This window comes from Gluconacetobacter entanii (assembly GCF_013155425.1).
GTDB classification, from domain to species: Bacteria; Pseudomonadota; Alphaproteobacteria; order Acetobacterales; family Acetobacteraceae; genus Novacetimonas; species Novacetimonas entanii.
Map to the genome: position 1 here is coordinate 12,669 of NZ_JABJWD010000021.1, position 15,377 is coordinate 28,045.

11 protein-coding genes and 2 tRNA genes are annotated in these 15,377 nt (G+C 61.9%); 6 read left to right on the forward strand and 7 right to left on the reverse strand.

From position 1 onward, the window contains the following. Positions 1–588: a hypothetical protein gene (locus tag HNH97_RS04825; protein WP_244949316.1), complete on the reverse strand. Its 588-nt coding sequence runs from the start codon at positions 586–588 to the stop codon at positions 1–3. Between the two features lie 294 nt (positions 589–882). Here HNH97_RS04825 and HNH97_RS04830 point away from each other — a divergent pair, with 294 nt between their 5' ends. Both HNH97_RS04830 and HNH97_RS04835 read left to right on the forward strand, forming a co-directional pair. Continuing rightward, entirely contained in the window at positions 883–2,271 is a 1,389-nt protein-coding gene (locus HNH97_RS04830) for an NAD-dependent succinate-semialdehyde dehydrogenase (RefSeq protein ID WP_171790077.1), read from the forward strand. Positions 2,272–2,711: 440 nt separating this feature from the next. Then, entirely contained in the window at positions 2,712–2,945 is a 234-nt protein-coding gene (locus HNH97_RS04835; RefSeq protein ID WP_171790078.1) for a hypothetical protein, read from the forward strand. Between the two features lie 169 nt (positions 2,946–3,114). On the opposite strand, the gene ilvD is transcribed toward HNH97_RS04835, so the two are convergent. Continuing rightward, the gene (gene ilvD, locus HNH97_RS04840) at positions 3,115–4,977 is read right to left on the reverse strand and encodes a dihydroxy-acid dehydratase (RefSeq protein ID WP_171790079.1); all 1,863 of its coding nucleotides are present in this window, start codon (positions 4,975–4,977) and stop codon (positions 3,115–3,117) included. A gap of 219 nt (positions 4,978–5,196) precedes the next feature. On the opposite strand from ilvD, the gene HNH97_RS04845 reads away from it, so the two are divergent. From HNH97_RS04845 to HNH97_RS04855, 3 genes are all read left to right on the forward strand, one after another. After that, positions 5,197–7,440 (forward strand): AsmA family protein, encoded by a 2,244-nt coding sequence (locus tag HNH97_RS04845; protein WP_171790080.1) that lies wholly within the window; start codon positions 5,197–5,199, stop codon positions 7,438–7,440. A 140-nt stretch (positions 7,441–7,580) separates the two neighbouring features. Further along, positions 7,581–7,655 (forward strand) — tRNA-Thr (locus HNH97_RS04850). Positions 7,656–7,968: 313 nt separating this feature from the next. Beyond that, positions 7,969–8,532 (forward strand): DsbA family protein, encoded by a 564-nt coding sequence (locus HNH97_RS04855; RefSeq protein ID WP_110912484.1) that lies wholly within the window; start codon positions 7,969–7,971, stop codon positions 8,530–8,532. Between the two features lie 371 nt (positions 8,533–8,903). On the opposite strand, the gene HNH97_RS04860 is transcribed toward HNH97_RS04855, so the two are convergent. The 5 genes from HNH97_RS04860 to HNH97_RS04880 form a co-directional block, all read right to left on the reverse strand. After that, a complete protein-coding gene (locus HNH97_RS04860; protein WP_265176025.1) occupies positions 8,904–10,598 on the reverse strand; it encodes a lytic transglycosylase domain-containing protein in 1,695 nt (564 codons plus the stop codon). Between the two features lie 711 nt (positions 10,599–11,309). After that, positions 11,310–11,400 (reverse strand) — tRNA-Ser (locus HNH97_RS04865). A 132-nt stretch (positions 11,401–11,532) separates the two neighbouring features. Further along, positions 11,533–13,338 (reverse strand): translation elongation factor 4, encoded by a 1,806-nt coding sequence (gene lepA / locus HNH97_RS04870; RefSeq protein ID WP_171790081.1) that lies wholly within the window; start codon positions 13,336–13,338, stop codon positions 11,533–11,535. A 96-nt stretch (positions 13,339–13,434) separates the two neighbouring features. Then, complete coding sequence (locus tag HNH97_RS04875; RefSeq protein ID WP_171790082.1) at positions 13,435–14,100, reverse strand: helix-turn-helix transcriptional regulator; 666 nt, start codon at positions 14,098–14,100, stop codon at positions 13,435–13,437. Between the two features lies 1 nt (position 14,101). After that, the gene (locus HNH97_RS04880; RefSeq protein ID WP_110912549.1) at positions 14,102–14,317 is read right to left on the reverse strand and encodes a hypothetical protein; all 216 of its coding nucleotides are present in this window, start codon (positions 14,315–14,317) and stop codon (positions 14,102–14,104) included. A 468-nt stretch (positions 14,318–14,785) separates the two neighbouring features. Here HNH97_RS04880 and HNH97_RS04885 point away from each other — a divergent pair, with 468 nt between their 5' ends. Next, positions 14,786–15,181: a hypothetical protein gene (locus tag HNH97_RS04885; RefSeq protein ID WP_227744598.1), complete on the forward strand. Its 396-nt coding sequence runs from the start codon at positions 14,786–14,788 to the stop codon at positions 15,179–15,181. The last annotated feature ends 196 nt before the right edge of the window (positions 15,182–15,377 follow it).

Sequence of the window (15,377 nt, forward strand, 5' to 3'; positions counted from 1 at the left end):
TCAGGGCGGTGCATCCGTGTCCGTGCCGTCATGGGCGAGCGCCATGGTGATGTCGAGCGTTTCCTGATTGACCTGCGCGTCAAAGATGCGGTCCACGCTGACGGCGTCCTCGTGGCCTGCCATGTCCCCGAATTTCAGGTGTGGCCAGTCAATCCGGTCATGGGTCGCGCGCGTGACATCGAATGACAGCATGGGATGGGATATCAGCGCCCCCGACGGGCCGGGTGCGACATAATCCCACGTGAAGCGGCACCGCGCCGGGGCGCCTGTCTGTGTGAACAGGGCATGGACGAAGCCGGGGCTGATATCCGTCTGCAATGTGTTCATCAGGTAATGCGGCGTGCTGCGGATCAGGTCGGGCGTCAGGCGGGCGCTGAAGATGCCGGCGGCGATCATCTGCGGCATCTGCGTGGTAAAGCGCGCCTGGTCAATGGTGGCATGCACGGTGCAGTCATGCGCCGCATGGTCGATCCGTGCGCTGACCCCCCATGCCTGTGCGGTGGAATTGGGCGGCAGCAGCGCGGCGGGATAGGTCGCGGCATGGGCCACGACACCCGGCACCAGCATGGCCGTCGCCATCATGGCCATGCGGGCAGTCCCGCCGAATCGGGCGGCAGGAGATGTCCCTGAATGTTCGGATGGGAACAGAAACGAGCAAATTCGCATTAAATTTTTTCTTAAACTTTCGGGCAGGTTATCCGCACGGGACCGATTGTTGCGCCATGCCATGTCCAGAAATCCAGCATCCTGCAGGGAAAATCGCATGTCGGATCATGGGCGCGCGCAGTGTTCGCAAGGGGGCGGCCTTTCCCCTGTGGCCATGTCCCGCGCCGTCGGCGATGCGCTCTTTTCTTGGCTGTTTTGATGTGCCAAAGCGAAATCATGGCATATATTACCACAAACCCCTATACCAACGAAGTAGTCGCCCGCTTCGCGGATCTTGACGACGCGCAGCTTGAGGCCCTCGTGACCCAAGCGGCCGACACGTTCGAGACATGGTCACGCACCTCCTTTGCGGAGCGTCGCGCCATCATGAAAAAGGCCGCATCCCTGCTGCGCGAACAGGCGGACCAGTACGCTGCGCTCCTGACGCTGGAGATGGGCAAGCTTGCCCGCGAGGCACAGGGCGAGGTCAGGCTGTCGGCCGATATCCTCGACTACTATGCCGACAATGCGGAGCGTTTCCTCGCCCCGGTCCCGCTGACGGAGGCCCAGACCGAGACCATGCGCCCGATGATCGTCAGCGACCCGATCGGGGTGCTGCTGGCGGTGGAGCCATGGAACTTCCCGTATTACCAGCTTGCGCGCGTCGCAGGCCCGCAACTGATGGCGGGCAATACGGTGGTCGTGAAACATTCCTCCATCGTGCCGCAGTGCGCGGCTGCCTTTGACAGGCTGTTCCGCGATGCGGGCGCGCCGGATGGGGCCTATACCAACCTGTTCGCCACGCGCGACCAGCTTAACCGCCTGATCGAGGACCCGCGCATTGCCGCCGTGTGCCTGACGGGTGGCGAACGCTCCGGCGGTTCGGTGGCCTCCCGCGCGGGCAAGAGCCTGAAGAAGACGACGCTGGAACTTGGCGGGGCCGACGCGTTCATCGTGCTGGATGACGCGGACCTCGACAAGACGGTCAAATGGGCCGTCTGGGGCCGCCTGAACAATGGCGGGCAGTGCTGCGTGGCGTCCAAGCGCTTCATCGTCGCGGAGTCCATCGCCGATGCGTTCATCGCGAAGTTCAAGGAAGCACTGGACAAACTGGTCGCGGGCGATCCGCGCGACCCGGCCACGACCCTGCCGCCGATGTCCTCCCAGGGGGCGGCCGACGAACTGAACGAGCAGGTCCGCCAGGCTGTCGCCCATGGTGCGCGCCCGCTTTATTGCGGGGCGGAAGTGCCGAAGCAGGGCGCGTTCGTCCGGGCGACCATCCTGACGGATGTGGCGCGTGACAATCCGGCCTACTTCCAGGAATTCTTTGGCCTCGTGGCCATGGTCTTCCGCGTGGGCAGCGATGAGGAAGCGATCGCGCTGGCGAATGATTCCGAATTCGGCCTTGGCGGTTCCGTCTTCACCCGTGACGAGAAGCGCGGCGTGGCGGTGGCCCGTCAGGTGCGCACCGGCATGGTGTTCATCAACCACCCGACCTGGACCGCCCCCGAACTGCCGTTCGGCGGCATCAAGAAGTCGGGCTACGGGCGTGAACTTTCGGGCATGGGCATTGATGAATTCGTCAACAAGAAACTGATCAACGTCGTTGATATCGACGCCCCGTAATCGGGTGGCAGCAGCACAGGGCACGGACGCGACCCGCTTTCGTCCGTGCCCTGTCGCGCAGGGTTGGCCGTCGCAGTCCGTTTCGCAGGCGTCATTAAGTAAAAGTAACAGCGCGGCATAAAAAAGACATAATATTCCACTTTTGGTTCACGCTTTCCAAAAGTATATCCGGGATGTTATTTTAAAATTCACATCAAAATATTGTTTTTCCGATTGAATGCTGTCCTGTGATAGGCAATATGCGTCGTCATGTCCGCTGGCATACAGGCCGCAAGGGCCGGCATCGCAGGGGGCATGGGTGGCAGGACGTGCGGACAGCATGCTCCGGGCGCCAGTGACGACAATAAGAATATGTACCGGAACCAGCAGGAAGGCGGGAGTAAGGCACACCCCCATGCTCCGCTTCGTTGGTCCAACCGGTCGCAGGAAGGCAGGATACCATGCTTGATTCACAGGTTATCGAGATAGACGGGATCTTCGTGGGCACGGCGATCCTGGTGGACAGGAACCAGACCCATCGTTTCTATGCCACGCATGACAACGTACGTTCGCTGCACAACATGATCGTGCAGGATATGACGGCGCTGAAGCATCGCGTGGCGCAGACATTCCGGCGCATGGCGCGCTGTGACATGGGCGCACTTGGCCGCCTGCGTCCGCAGGGGCAGGTCTGAAGTATTCAGGGATATAGGTGCCACTTTTTTCAGGAAAGTGGCGTCCTTTTGAAGCTTTTTGAAAAAAGCTTCACCAAAAACTTTTAATGAATGAAAGTTTTTTGGTTCTTTTTTTCAAAAAAGAACACCACGGCCGCCGGGCAGGAATGACCTCGCCCGGCGGAATGCATCAGCGGATGACGCGGCGGCGCAACTGCGTCACGTCGCGCACCGCCCCGTGCGAGGCGCTGGTGGTCAGCGCGGCATAGGCCTGCAGCGCGGTGGAAACGACACGGTCACGCTTTGGCTGCCATGCCTGTTCGTCGCGCTCTTCCATGCGGTCGCGGCGCGCGGCCATTTCGGCGTCCCCCACCGTGGTGCGCAGCACGCGCGCGGGGATGTCGATCTCGATGGTGTCGCCTTCCTCCAGCAGGCCGATCAGGCCGCCTTCCGCCGCCTCGGGGGAGATGTGGCCGATCGACAGGCCCGAACTGCCGCCCGAAAAGCGGCCATCGGTGATCAGGGCGCACTTTTCCGCCAGCCCCTTGGATTTCAGGTAGCTGGTGGGATAGAGCATTTCCTGCATGCCCGGACCGCCCTTCGGCCCTTCGTAACGGATGACGACGACATCGCCCGGCTTGATCCGGTCGCCAAGGATAGCGGACACGGCATCATCCTGGCTTTCGAAAATCCGCGCAGGCCCGGTGAAGGTCAGCAGGTTCGCCGCAACGCCCGCCGTCTTCACGATGGCCCCGTCCTCGGCAATGTTACCGAACAGGACGGCAAGGCCGCCGTCACGGCTGTAGGCATGCTCGCTGTCGCGGATGGCGCCCGCCGCCCGGTCGGTGTCGAGTTCGGTGTAGCGGCTGGCCTGCGAAAAGGCCTGCGTGGTGCGCACGCCACCGGGGGCGGCACGGAACAGGGTCTGCGCGGCCCCGTCCACGTCGGGGCTGCTGATGTCCCATTTCGCCAGCGCCGCGCGCAGGGTGGGGGCGTACACCGTCGGCACGTCGTCATGGATCAGGCCCATGCGCATCAGTTCGCCCATGATGGCGGGGATGCCGCCCGCGCGGTGCACGTCCTCCATATGGATGTCGGAGCGCGAGGGCGCGACCTTGCACAGGTTCGGCACCCGGCGCGACAGGCGGTCGATGTCGGCCATGGTGAAGGGTACCTTGCCCTCATGCGCGGCGGCCAGCAGGTGCAGCACCGTGTTGGTCGATCCCCCCATCGCGATATCGACGGACATCGCGTTTTCAAAGGCGGGCAGCGTGGCGATGCCGCGCGGCAGGGCGGTGGCGTCGTCACGTTCGTACCACTGCCGCGCCAGTTCGACGATGCGGTGCCCGGCCTGCACGAACAGGTCGCGCCGGTCGGCATGGGTGGCCAGCAGGCTGCCATTGCCGGGCAGGGCGAGGCCCAGCGCCTCGGTCAGGCAGTTCATGGAATTGGCGGTGAACATGCCGGAACACGACCCGCAGGTGGGGCAGGCGGAGCGTTCGATCTGCTGCGACTGGTCATCGCTGACGCGGCTATCGGCGGCCGCGACCATCGAACTGATCAGGTCAACGCGACGCTCCACGCCTTCGTTCAGGATCTTCCCCGCTTCCATCGGCCCGCCGGAGACGAAGATCGTGGGGATGTTCAGCCGCATCGCCGCCATCAGCATGCCCGGCGTGATCTTGTCACAGTTGCTGATGCACACCAGCGCATCGGCGCAGTGGGCGTTGACCATGTATTCCACGGCGTCCGCGATCAGTTCGCGCGACGGCAGGCTGTAGAGCATGCCGCCATGGCCCATGGCGATCCCGTCATCGACGGCGATGGTGTTGAATTCCCGCGCGACGCCGCCGGCTTCGGCCACGGCGCCCGCGACCAGTTGGCCCAGGTCCTTGAGGTGGACATGCCCCGGCACGAACTGCGTGAACGAATTGGCCACCGCGATGATCGGCTTGCCGAAATCCTGGTCCTGCATGCCGGTCGCACGCCACAGGCTGCGCGCACCGGCCATGTTGCGGCCATGTGTCGTGGTGCGGGAACGATAGGCAGGCATCGGTAAACCTTTCTGCGGTAACTGGGACAGCCAGTGATGATATGGGTATGACTACACGGCAATTACAGGACCGCATCCTTCCACGCCACCCCGTTGTTTCGCCCATGCGGGTTCCCCATGCCGGGGCCATGCAGGGCATGGGGACGGGGGGTGCGGGACGCGGGTCGAAACTTCGTGCAATGGCAGGCGTTTCGCATCAATCCGGAAGAAAGGGCAGGCATGACCGAGACAGGCAGGGGAATCGTACGCAGGCAGGATCCCCCACCCCGCAAGGGACGCGCGGTTCCGCCCGTGCGCGCGATCGTGGCGGGTACGCTGTGTGTCGCGGTGCTTGCGCTGGTGATCCTGTGGTCATGGGACTGGTTCATTCCGCTGGTGGAGCGCAGGGCGGGGGCGGCGATCCATCGCAGGGTCACGATCGCGCACCTGCATGTCCATCCCGGCCGGGTCATTACGATCGGGGCCGATGATGTCCGTATCGAACAGCCCGAGGGCTTTGGCGACCTGCCGCCACTTGCCACCGTGCGGCGGCTTGACGTCGCCATCCGCTGGTGGCCGCTGCTGTCGGGTGGTGGGCTGGACCTGCCGCTGATCGCGCTCGACACCCCGGTCGTGGAACTCCGCGAACGCGCGGATGGCAGCACGAATTACGATTTTTCCGATCCCAAGGCGACCCCGGCGACACAGCAGGCCCAGCAGGCGAGGGCACGGGAAGCGGACGCGAAGCACCCCGCGCCGCAGGACGCCACGGCAGCAAAGGACACATCGGCCGCCACCAATGATGCCGCCACGACGATGCCACGCATCGGTGCGATACGGATCGCCAGCGGGCAACTGCATGTCGCGCATGCCAGGCTGCATACCGACATGCGCGGCGAGGTCCATACGACCGACGCCACGGACAAGGAGGATGCCCGCCTGCTGATGGATGCAAAGGGCACCTATGTCGGGCAGGCGATCGTCGGCCATTTTTCCGGCGGGACGCTGGTTTCGCTACAGGACCGCACGCAGCCCTATCCGGTTGACCTCGACATCCGCCATGGCGCGACCCGCCTGACGCTGCGCGGGACGGTGGATGATCCCCTGACCCTTGCCGGGGCGCGGCTGCGGCTGTCGCTGGCGGGGCCGGACATGTCGCTGCTCTATCCGCTGACGGGGGTGGTCATCCCGCAGACCCCGCCCTATCGCGTGGTGGGGAACCTTGATTACAGCGCGGCGCATGTCCGTTTCCGTGACCTTGACGGGCATGTCGGCTCCAGCGACCTTGGCGGTGACCTGTCGATCGACCCGCACCAGGCGGTGCCGTTCGTGGATGCGGAACTACATTCGCGGCGTGTGGACCTTGCCGACCTTGGCGGGTTCTTTGGCGCGACGCCGGGGGACAGACCTTCCACCGCGCAGCAGCAGGCCGAAGCCCGCGCCCATGCCAGCAGCAACGCCGTCCTGCCCAGCACGCCGATCAACATGCCGAAGCTGCGCGCGACGAATGTCCATTTCGCCTATCACGGGGACCATATCGAAAACCGCCATACGCCATTGGACAATATCGACGTGCTGGCCGATATCCGCGATGGCGTGATTGACGTCCATCACCTGAATTTCGCGGTGGGGTCGGGCACGCTGGCCAGCAATGGCACGTTCACGCCCCATGGTGACGCGGTGGAGGCGCAGATCGGGATCGACCTTGTGCGCATCAACCTTTCGCGCCTGATGCAGGCCGCGGGCAAGTTCGAGGGCAATGGCGTCTTTGGCGGGCATCTGGCGATCCATGGCACCGGCACGTCCCTGGCCGGTATCGTCGCCGATGGCGATGGCGGCATGACGGTCGCGCTGGATCAGGGGGGCGATATCTCCGCCGTGCTGCCGGACCTGCTGGGACTGGAACTTGGCAAGGCGCTGCTGTCGATCCTTGGTCTGCCGGGCAAGACGGACCTGAAATGCATGATCGCGGACATGCCGTTGCGCCAGGGCATACTGGATACGCGCACCTTCCTGATCGAGACGGGGGATACCCGCACGGTTGGCAAGGGGAGCCTCGATTTCCGCAACAACACGATCGATTACGCGCTGATGACGGATTCACGGCATTTCGCGGTGGGGTCCTTTCCGGGGACGCTGCATATCACGGGATTGCTGAAGAAACCGTCCATCACGCCGAGCACGGAGACGATCGCGCGTGCGGTGGGATCCGTCCTGCTCGGCGTGGTGACGCCGGTGGCCCTGCTGCCAACGATTGAGGCCGGGGTGGGCAAGCAGTCGCTGTGCGCGCAGGCCATCCGGGATATGCAGAATAACCCCGCATCGGGTCAGGCGCCGGTTGCGGGACGGCCGCAGCCACGCCGCCATCATGGCGCCGCCCGTCATGGCAAAGCCGCACAGGCCACGGGGGCAGGGCAGTTGAGTGCCGCTGAACGCGCCCGGATCCGGTCGGTCTGGGCCGCGCGCATGAAGGCGTCGCACTGATGCATGGTGGGGTGGAATCCCCGCTTGACCATGCGGGGTGATATGGGCAAAAGAAAAACCATGGCCCCATGGCGGGCCGGGGATGGGGCTTTCCATGGCCCGTTTCCTCCAGAAGCCGTCCCTTTCCAAAGGGGGCAGTTGCCGGGTTAGCACAGTGGTAGTGCAGCGGTTTTGTAAACCGAAGGCCGGGGGTTCAAATCCCTCACCCGGCACCATCTTTCTAATAAAAACAGTATGTTAGAAATGACGCACGGGGCGCATGTGGCGCATGATCCCGGCAAAAAAGCCGTCATGACAGGGACGGCTGTAAACCGGCCCCATGATGATGAACAGAAGTTTTTGGGTGCCGCCTTTTTCTAAAAAGGCGGCGTCTTCTGAAGCTTTTTGGAAAAAGCTTCACCAAAAACTTCTTTGAATTTCACGATGTTTCATGGGCAGGCTTTTGGTTGGCGGGAACAGGCGGTAAAAAAGTCGCGTGCCTGATCGGTGCGCCATCGGACACGTCCAGAACATCAGGGAGTCCCACATATGTCAGGTCCATCCACGCCCTATCATGTCGATCCCCTTGTCTGGGGGCATGGCCCCCGGGTGTTCGAGATTTTCGTGGAGCCAACATGCCCGTTCTCGGTCCGGGCGCTTGGCAAGCTTGATGCGCTGCTGCGGCAGGCGGGGGAAGACCGGATCACGATCAAGATCCGGTTCCAGTCCCAGCCATGGCACATGTTTTCGGGCGTGATCGTGCGGGCCATCCTCGCCGCCTCCACGCTGGAAGGGGGCAAGGAAACGGCGCGCAGGGTCATGGATGCCGTTGGCGCGCATCGCGAGGAGTTCGAGTTCACCAATCATTGCGCCGGTCCCAACATGGATGCCACGCCCAACGACATCATCCGGCGCATGGAACAGTATAGCGGCGTCGCGCTGGCGCAGGCCTTTGCCGTGCCGGAGTTGCAGAAGGCCATCAAATGGCACTGCAAATACGCACGGCAGAACGGCATCCATGTCTCGCCCACCTTCATGGTCGATGGCCTGATTGATCCTGCGATCAGCAGTGGGGATACGGTGGAGGCATGGATGGAGCGGATTTTCGCCTGATCCTGCATCCCGCCTGTCTGCCAGATGAAAGAGCTGGTGAAGCTTTTTTCAAAAATGGTTCATGGGGAGCATCATGCTTCGTGCGGCATGCACCTCATGAACTTTCCGGGATTTTCTGGCCGGTGTTGTTGAAGAGGATGCGGCCCTGACCTGACCGGGTTGATGGCAGGTACGCGGAGATTCCAGTATCTTGACCGCTTTCTGGTAATCGCTGGGGGCAGATGCACACCGTCATCCGCACGAAGATGCACAGAAAAATAGCATGATAAAAATTGGAATTTATTCCCGACATGCAGATTGAAGCAAAGACCTGCCTGTTCCATCGGGCAGGAATTCCCGGGGCGCCAGAAAACTCCTGAAAGGATGTGCCTTTACTGGAGGGATGTTTCCGCTTCCAGGGGAAGTTGGGCTTTCTTGCCCTCGGCAAGCAGGTCAAGGCTCACAGGACGGCGGTTGAGTTTTTCTGAATACATCCAGCTATGCAGAAGAACTGTCTCGATCCATTTGCGGACCTGCGGGTTGGGAATGGCCTCCAGAAAAGCAAGGGACTCATTCTCGCTTTGTGCAGAAGCGTTCCAGTGGGCGACCGCAGTATGGCCGACAGCATAACTCGCCAGCAGACGGATAAGATGATTGTTGATATGCTCATCCTGGGCAAGCGCCATCAGGTAGCGTTGCCCGATCAGCAGATTGACGGAGGGATTGCTTAAATCCTCCTTTCGGCCACCGGCGAAATTCGCTGCCGTACGCGGCATGAGCTGCATCAGTCCCCTTGCGCCACTTCTGGAGACGACCCCTGGCTGGAAACGCGACTCAATGGAAATGATTGCGTATATGAGTGCCGGGTCCACCACGAACCCACCGCGTGGCGTAAAGCGCTGCGGAAGGTCAATGGTGTGGCCGGGGACAAGCCTGCTGGGTTCCGTGCGACTGACTGGTACATCCGAAATTTCGGCCACGTCCCCGACCGCGTGCGCGACAACGCCTATGGACTGGCGCGCATCGGGATTGCCTGCATCCGCCCAGTCACTACGCAGTTCCGCTTCCGCCAGATCCACACGACCGACCTGAAGAAGGGCCAGCGCCCGGTGGCCTGCGGGCCGGGCGGATACTGTCGTGATGTCCGTGGCCGTCGGTACGCCGGCATCATGTATCTGTCCGTCGTTCCTGTTGAGGGTATGGCGTGCGAGCGCCCCATAAAAACAGTCCCGGCAACGGGCGCTTTGCACAAGCCAGCGCAACGCATCTTTCCTGTTGCCAACCTGTCCTGCGGCGTGGCCTGCCCACCAGGCGGCCGCGCTGTGCTGGTCCCTCGATCCCCTGCCAGCACTGGCGGCCCACGCGAACAGGAGTTGTGCCTGCGGTATCTCACCCAACCGCCAGGCGGACAGGCCCGCGTAAAACGCCACCTTGCCGTCGGTATCCCGAGATACTGGCGTGGCCAAAGCCCTGTCGAGGAGGAACTGGTCCCGGCCCTGTATATAAAGGTTCTGCGCATCAACGGCGGTGATGGCGCCACCAGAGGCCCTGTTTGCGCTGGTGGAGGCGGTTATCGGGTATCCTGCCGATACATTCGTAGGCACATCGTTATGGGATTCCAGCAATGCCTGCATCATGGGTGCTGCCGGAAGATCCGGGTAATGTGCCAGCCAGTTTTCCAGCATGGGCGTGGAACAGGCGTACGACGCATACATGCACCGTTCGGCCAGGACGGTGCCGGTCAGGCTGCCATCCCTTACCTGCTGCAGTTGGGCATCGGCCCTGTCGAAATTGCCTGCGGACTGGCTTGCCAGGGCAGCACGGATACGGGCGGCATCGCTGGGAGAAAGCGGATGGAGCAGGGCTGCCTGCCCCCCCTGCATGGGCACAGCCATGGCCACCTCATCTGCCGGGGTCGAAGGGTCCAAAGTCCCGGCGGCCCGGCAAAGTGTTGTTGGCAAAGAAAAAATGGCAATAGAAGCAACAGAAAAAAGTGTTAATATCCGGTGCTTCATGGGGGGCAAAATATACCGCATGATTGTTGCCAATAACATATATCTTAAAATGGACAAACATCCGAATTCCACTCTGGCAGACCAGTAATATTCGGGTGGAAATGCGGGATGGGCCGTCCCGGCGGTTATGCAGGGAAATTCATGGCATGCCAGTTACAATGGGGACTGGTGATGAATGATGATTGGCGATTGATGGTGTGATTGCGGGCCATTTCTGGCTGTCGCGCCACGGGCCCGCAGATAGTCGTGGATACAGAACACCCCATCCATGCCGGGGTTGCAGGACCATGAAAACCGGCAAGCCCCGTGTTGCCCGGGTGCGCTTCAGGCCCGTGGTCGCGTCGTGTCAGGGATTGACGCCCGAAGCAGAGGCGTCACTTCGCCCAGAGCAACGGACCTGAACAGGTCGATATATGGGCCAGCATTCTGTCCGGACATATCGCTGATCTTTCAGATCCGTTTACTGGTCCGCATTGTCTTTTACCGCCCATGCAAAGGCCCATTCGGGTTATCAGCCATCATACGGGGGACGGCAGGCCGATGGCTTGCAGGCGCGTGTCTACATCACGGCGTATCTGCCCGATTGCCTCTGCACGGCGGCCCATCGCTTCATTGCGGTCGATTGTGTGCAGCGTCCTGACCACGTCCGCCTTATGCCCACTCGTGGCACCGAAAGTCCTGCCAACATCCATGCGGCGCTCACGCGGCACATGTAACTGCACCATACAAGACTGTAACGGCAGAGGTCGCTAAGTAACCGATTTTATATGGGAAAATAGAACGTGGCGGAGAGAGTGGGATTCGAACCCACGGTACGCTATTAACGTACACACGCTTTCCAAGCGTGCGCCTTAAGCCGCTCGGCCATCTCTCCAGCCGGTCAGGAGCGGGATTGAAATCCTGCCTGACGGATGCGGAACATAGCAGCAATTCGTGCAAGCGCAAGGGGGAACAGCACGATTATCCCCCTCATTTGCGGGATAATCGTGCCATGTCGCGCCCGTTGTTACTGGTCCATCTTCAGCGCGGCAAGGAACGCGCTCTGGGGGATTTCCACCTTGCCGAACTGACGCATTCGCTTCTTGCCTTCCTTCTGCTTTTCCAGCAGCTTGCGCTTGCGCGAGATGTCGCCGCCATAACATTTGGCCGTCACGTCCTTCGACATCGCGCCAAGTGTTTCACGCGCGATGATCCGGCTGCCGATGGAGGCCTGGATCGCGATCTTGAACAACTGGCGCGGGATCAGGTCCTTCAGCTTCGCGCAGATCGCACGTCCCCGCGTTTCCGCCGCCGAACGGTGCGCGATGAAGGACAGCGCATCCACCGGTTCCTGATTGACAAGGATGGAGATGCGCACAAGGTCGCTCTCCTCGTAATTGTCCATCTGGTAGTCGAAGCTGGCATACCCGCGGGAGACGGATTTCAGCCGGTCATAGAAGTCGAAGACCACTTCGTTGAGCGGCAGGCGATAGACCGCCATCGCACGGTTGCCGACATAGGTCAGGTCCTGCTGCACCCCACGCCGTTCCGTGCATAGTGTCAGCACCGCGCCCAGATATTCGTCCGGCACCATGATGGTCGCCTTGATCCACGGCTCCTCGATCCGTTCGATCAGGGAACCGTCAGGCATGTCGGCGGGATTGTGCAACTCTTCCATCTCGCCATTGGTGCGCCACAGGCGATAGACGACCGAGGGTGCGGTCGCGATCAGGTCGAGGTTGAATTCACGGCTGAGGCGTTCCTGGATGATTTCCAGATGCAGAAGCCCGAGGAACCCGCAGCGGAACCCGAAGCCCAGCGCGGCCGAGGTCTCGGCCTCGTAATGGAACGACGCATCGTTCAGCCGCAGCTTGGCAAGGCTGTCGCGCAGCTTCTCGAAATCATCGGCGACGACGGGATACAGCCCGCACCACACGACCGGCACGGACGGCTTGAACCCCGCCAGCGGCTTGTCGGCGGGACGACGGTCGTCGGTCAGGGTATCGCCCACGTTGCAGTCGGCCACCGTCTTGATCGCCGCGTTGATGTAGCCGATCTCCCCGGGGCCAAGCTCCTCCACCGGGGTCAGGCGCGGGGCGAATACACCCACCTGGTCCACGTTATGGACAACGCCGGTGGACATCATGCGGATACGCATGCCCTTCTTCAGGCGGCCTTCCTTGACGCGGACCAGCGTGATGACCCCGAGATAGGGATCGTACCAGCTATCGACCAGCAGCGCCTTGAGCGGCGCTTCGGCATCGCCCTTTGGTGGCGGCAGGCGCGTGACCAGCGCCTCCAGCACAGCTTCGATGTTCAGTCCGGTCTTGGCGGACACTTCCACCGCGTCCTCGGCGTCGATGCCCACGACTTCCTCGATCTGCGCCTTGACGCGTTCGCAGTCGGCGGCGGGCAGGTCCACCTTGTTCAGGACCGGCACGATCTCATGATCGGCGTCGATGGCCTGGTACACGTTGGCCAGCGTCTGCGCCTCCACCCCCTGCGACGCATCGACCACCAGCAGCGATCCCTCGCACGCGGCCAGCGACCGGCTGACCTCATAGGCGAAATCGACATGGCCCGGCGTGTCCATCAGGTTGAGGACATAGGTCTTCCCATCCTTCGCCGGATAGGTCAGGCGCACGGTCTGCGCCTTGATGGTGATGCCGCGTTCGCGCTCAAGGTCCATGTTGTCGAGGACCTGGTTCGTCATCTCGCGCTGCGTCAGCGCGCCGCAGGCCTGGATCAGGCGATCGGCCAGCGTCGATTTCCCATGGTCGATATGGGCAATGATCGAGAAATTGCGGATCAGGGAAAGGGGCGTGTCGGTCATGCGCGAGACATAAGGTAAAAATTGCCAAAAGTCAGCCGGAAGATCATGAATTCATCCTGTTTTGCGCGGCTGTCGTGCCCGATCCGGCGACAAGGGTTACAGGCAGGCCATCGCAATGCGGTGAACACGCGTGTCGCCATCCATTTCGATGGTTTCCCCCTCTATGCGCCCAACGCCACGGATGCGGATTCGTTCATGCAGCGGCGCGCTCGGCAGGGCGTCGTGCCAGCGGTCGGTCACGATCCCGCAGCACGGGTGGGAATCGGGGCCATGCAGCAGCACCCGGTCATGCTGCCGGATCGCGGCGGTGGGGGAGACGACAAGGACGGCCCCGTTGCGAAAGACAGGCTCCATGTTGTCGGAATCGACCAGCACGGCGTACGAGTGATGGTCCGCCAGGCCGTGGAAATCCCATGTCTCCCACCGATCGCCACAGGGCAGGCCGGATTCATCAAACAGTTCGGCCTGTCCCAGTTCGGAAAATGGCACGATCCTGAGATGCGCGTGATGCGCCCCGCCCGGCCTGTCCCCATGCCCGTTCATCAGCCGCCCGAACCCCTCGAGCGAGATGCCGGTGGCCGATAGCGTGCGCGCCAGGCTTTCGGTGCCGGGCCAGCGTGGCCGCCCGGCGGGTGTCATGCGCTTGGACGGGTTGAAGGTCGTGCTGTCCAGACCTGCCGCGCGGGCCAGCCCGGATGGGGTCATGCCACGTTCTGTCGCCAGAAGATCCAGCGCCCGCCAGATGTCTTCGTGGCTGATCATGTCAGGGCCGTTTCAGGATTTCGCTGCAATGCCGTGTGGTCCCCGTTGCTGAAATTACAAACCGTCCGTCATCGCGCTGCAGGGCCAGGCCCATCCCCGCCATCCGTTTCAGGCAGGGGGCGTCGGGCACGTCCGCCGGGCGGCCTGCCTGTGCGCTCAGGCATAGGCGGTGCAGCGCCGAACGGCAGCACGTCTCGAGGTAGGGCTGGTCCCACATGGCCTCAGTCACCGCATCGCATGGGCGTAACACCGGGCATGGCCACGTGGCTGTGGCCGGACCGGCATGGCCCGTGGACGCAAAATCCGCATCCGTGGCCGCATGAAGGACGTAACATCATGAATGGCGATAAGAAAATGTGTCACTTTCAATAACGTATGCGCAGTATATATCATCACAATATTTTAATGAATATGCTATTTTTCAATATAACCGGATCAGGCCGGTTTTGCGCCCCCTGTGTCCCGGAAAAGGCAGCCATGTGTCAGGAGGACTCCCATCGGGGGATGGGGAGGATTATGTGAGGTGGAAAGGGACGGGAAGGGATTTTGTCACAACTCCGTCCAAATGCGGCCATAAGTCCATGGTTGTTTCCTGTCGGGTCAGCTTATCTTGCAGTTGATGAGGATAGTAATGAATTTCAATCGTTTTTTTCTTGTAGCGAGTCTGTCCGGTGCTGTTCTGGCCATGTCTCCTGCAGCACACGCCACGGATTGCAGCCAGAATTCCTCCACGCCGGGCTGGGACGTGCTCGGCCGTGCGGCGAATGCGACGGATTGCGCGAACAACCGTCTGCAGAACTATCGTGAGAAGAGCGACGAGCGCATGCAGCAGCGTGAGCAGGCGCTGCGGAACAAGGAAGACCAGTTGCGCAACGACACGACCGGCCGCCTCGACCGGGCCCGTGAGGCGGGTGAGGAAAAGCTGCAGGCTGGCCGCGATCGCCTTGATGCGATCCGCAATGCCCCGCAGCAGAAAATGGACCAGTTGCGCAATGCCGGCAATACGGAGCGTCAGAACTGGGACAACATGCGCAACCAGACGCGTTCCGACGTGGACAGCCTTCTGGGCGGTGGACAGTAATATCCTGCCCCCTTGCCTTTGGGCCAAGGGGCGGGCCGCACATTACGGGGCCTGAAATGACAATGGCGCGTGTGCCGGGGAAAAACCGGCACACGCGCCATTTCTTTTTGGGGCTGGCATAGGTAAGCCAACAGAGGCTTGATATGTTGTATGAAAGTACGTCGTCGCAGCCGGCTGCCTGTCAGCATCCAAAAGC

Excerpts from the sequence above, each read along its gene's own strand:
- HNH97_RS04855 (WP_110912484.1), top strand. The coding sequence starts at position 7,969 with ATGTCAGGTCCATCCACGCCCTATCATGTCGATCCCCTTGTCTGGGGG.
- HNH97_RS04825 (WP_244949316.1), bottom strand. The coding sequence starts at position 588 with ATGGCCATGATGGCGACGGCCATGCTGGTGCCGGGTGTCGTGGCCCAT.
- HNH97_RS04880 (WP_110912549.1), bottom strand. The coding sequence starts at position 14,317 with ATGTGGGACCAGCCCTACCTCGAGACGTGCTGCCGTTCGGCGCTGCAC.
- HNH97_RS04835 (WP_171790078.1), top strand. The coding sequence starts at position 2,712 with ATGCTTGATTCACAGGTTATCGAGATAGACGGGATCTTCGTGGGCACG.
- HNH97_RS04830 (WP_171790077.1), top strand. The coding sequence starts at position 883 with ATGGCATATATTACCACAAACCCCTATACCAACGAAGTAGTCGCCCGC.
- HNH97_RS04845 (WP_171790080.1), top strand. The coding sequence starts at position 5,197 with ATGACCGAGACAGGCAGGGGAATCGTACGCAGGCAGGATCCCCCACCC.
- ilvD (WP_171790079.1), bottom strand. The coding sequence starts at position 4,977 with ATGCCTGCCTATCGTTCCCGCACCACGACACATGGCCGCAACATGGCC.
- HNH97_RS04885 (WP_227744598.1), top strand. The coding sequence starts at position 14,786 with ATGTCTCCTGCAGCACACGCCACGGATTGCAGCCAGAATTCCTCCACG.
- HNH97_RS04875 (WP_171790082.1), bottom strand. The coding sequence starts at position 14,100 with ATGATCAGCCACGAAGACATCTGGCGGGCGCTGGATCTTCTGGCGACA.
- lepA (WP_171790081.1), bottom strand. The coding sequence starts at position 13,338 with ATGACCGACACGCCCCTTTCCCTGATCCGCAATTTCTCGATCATTGCC.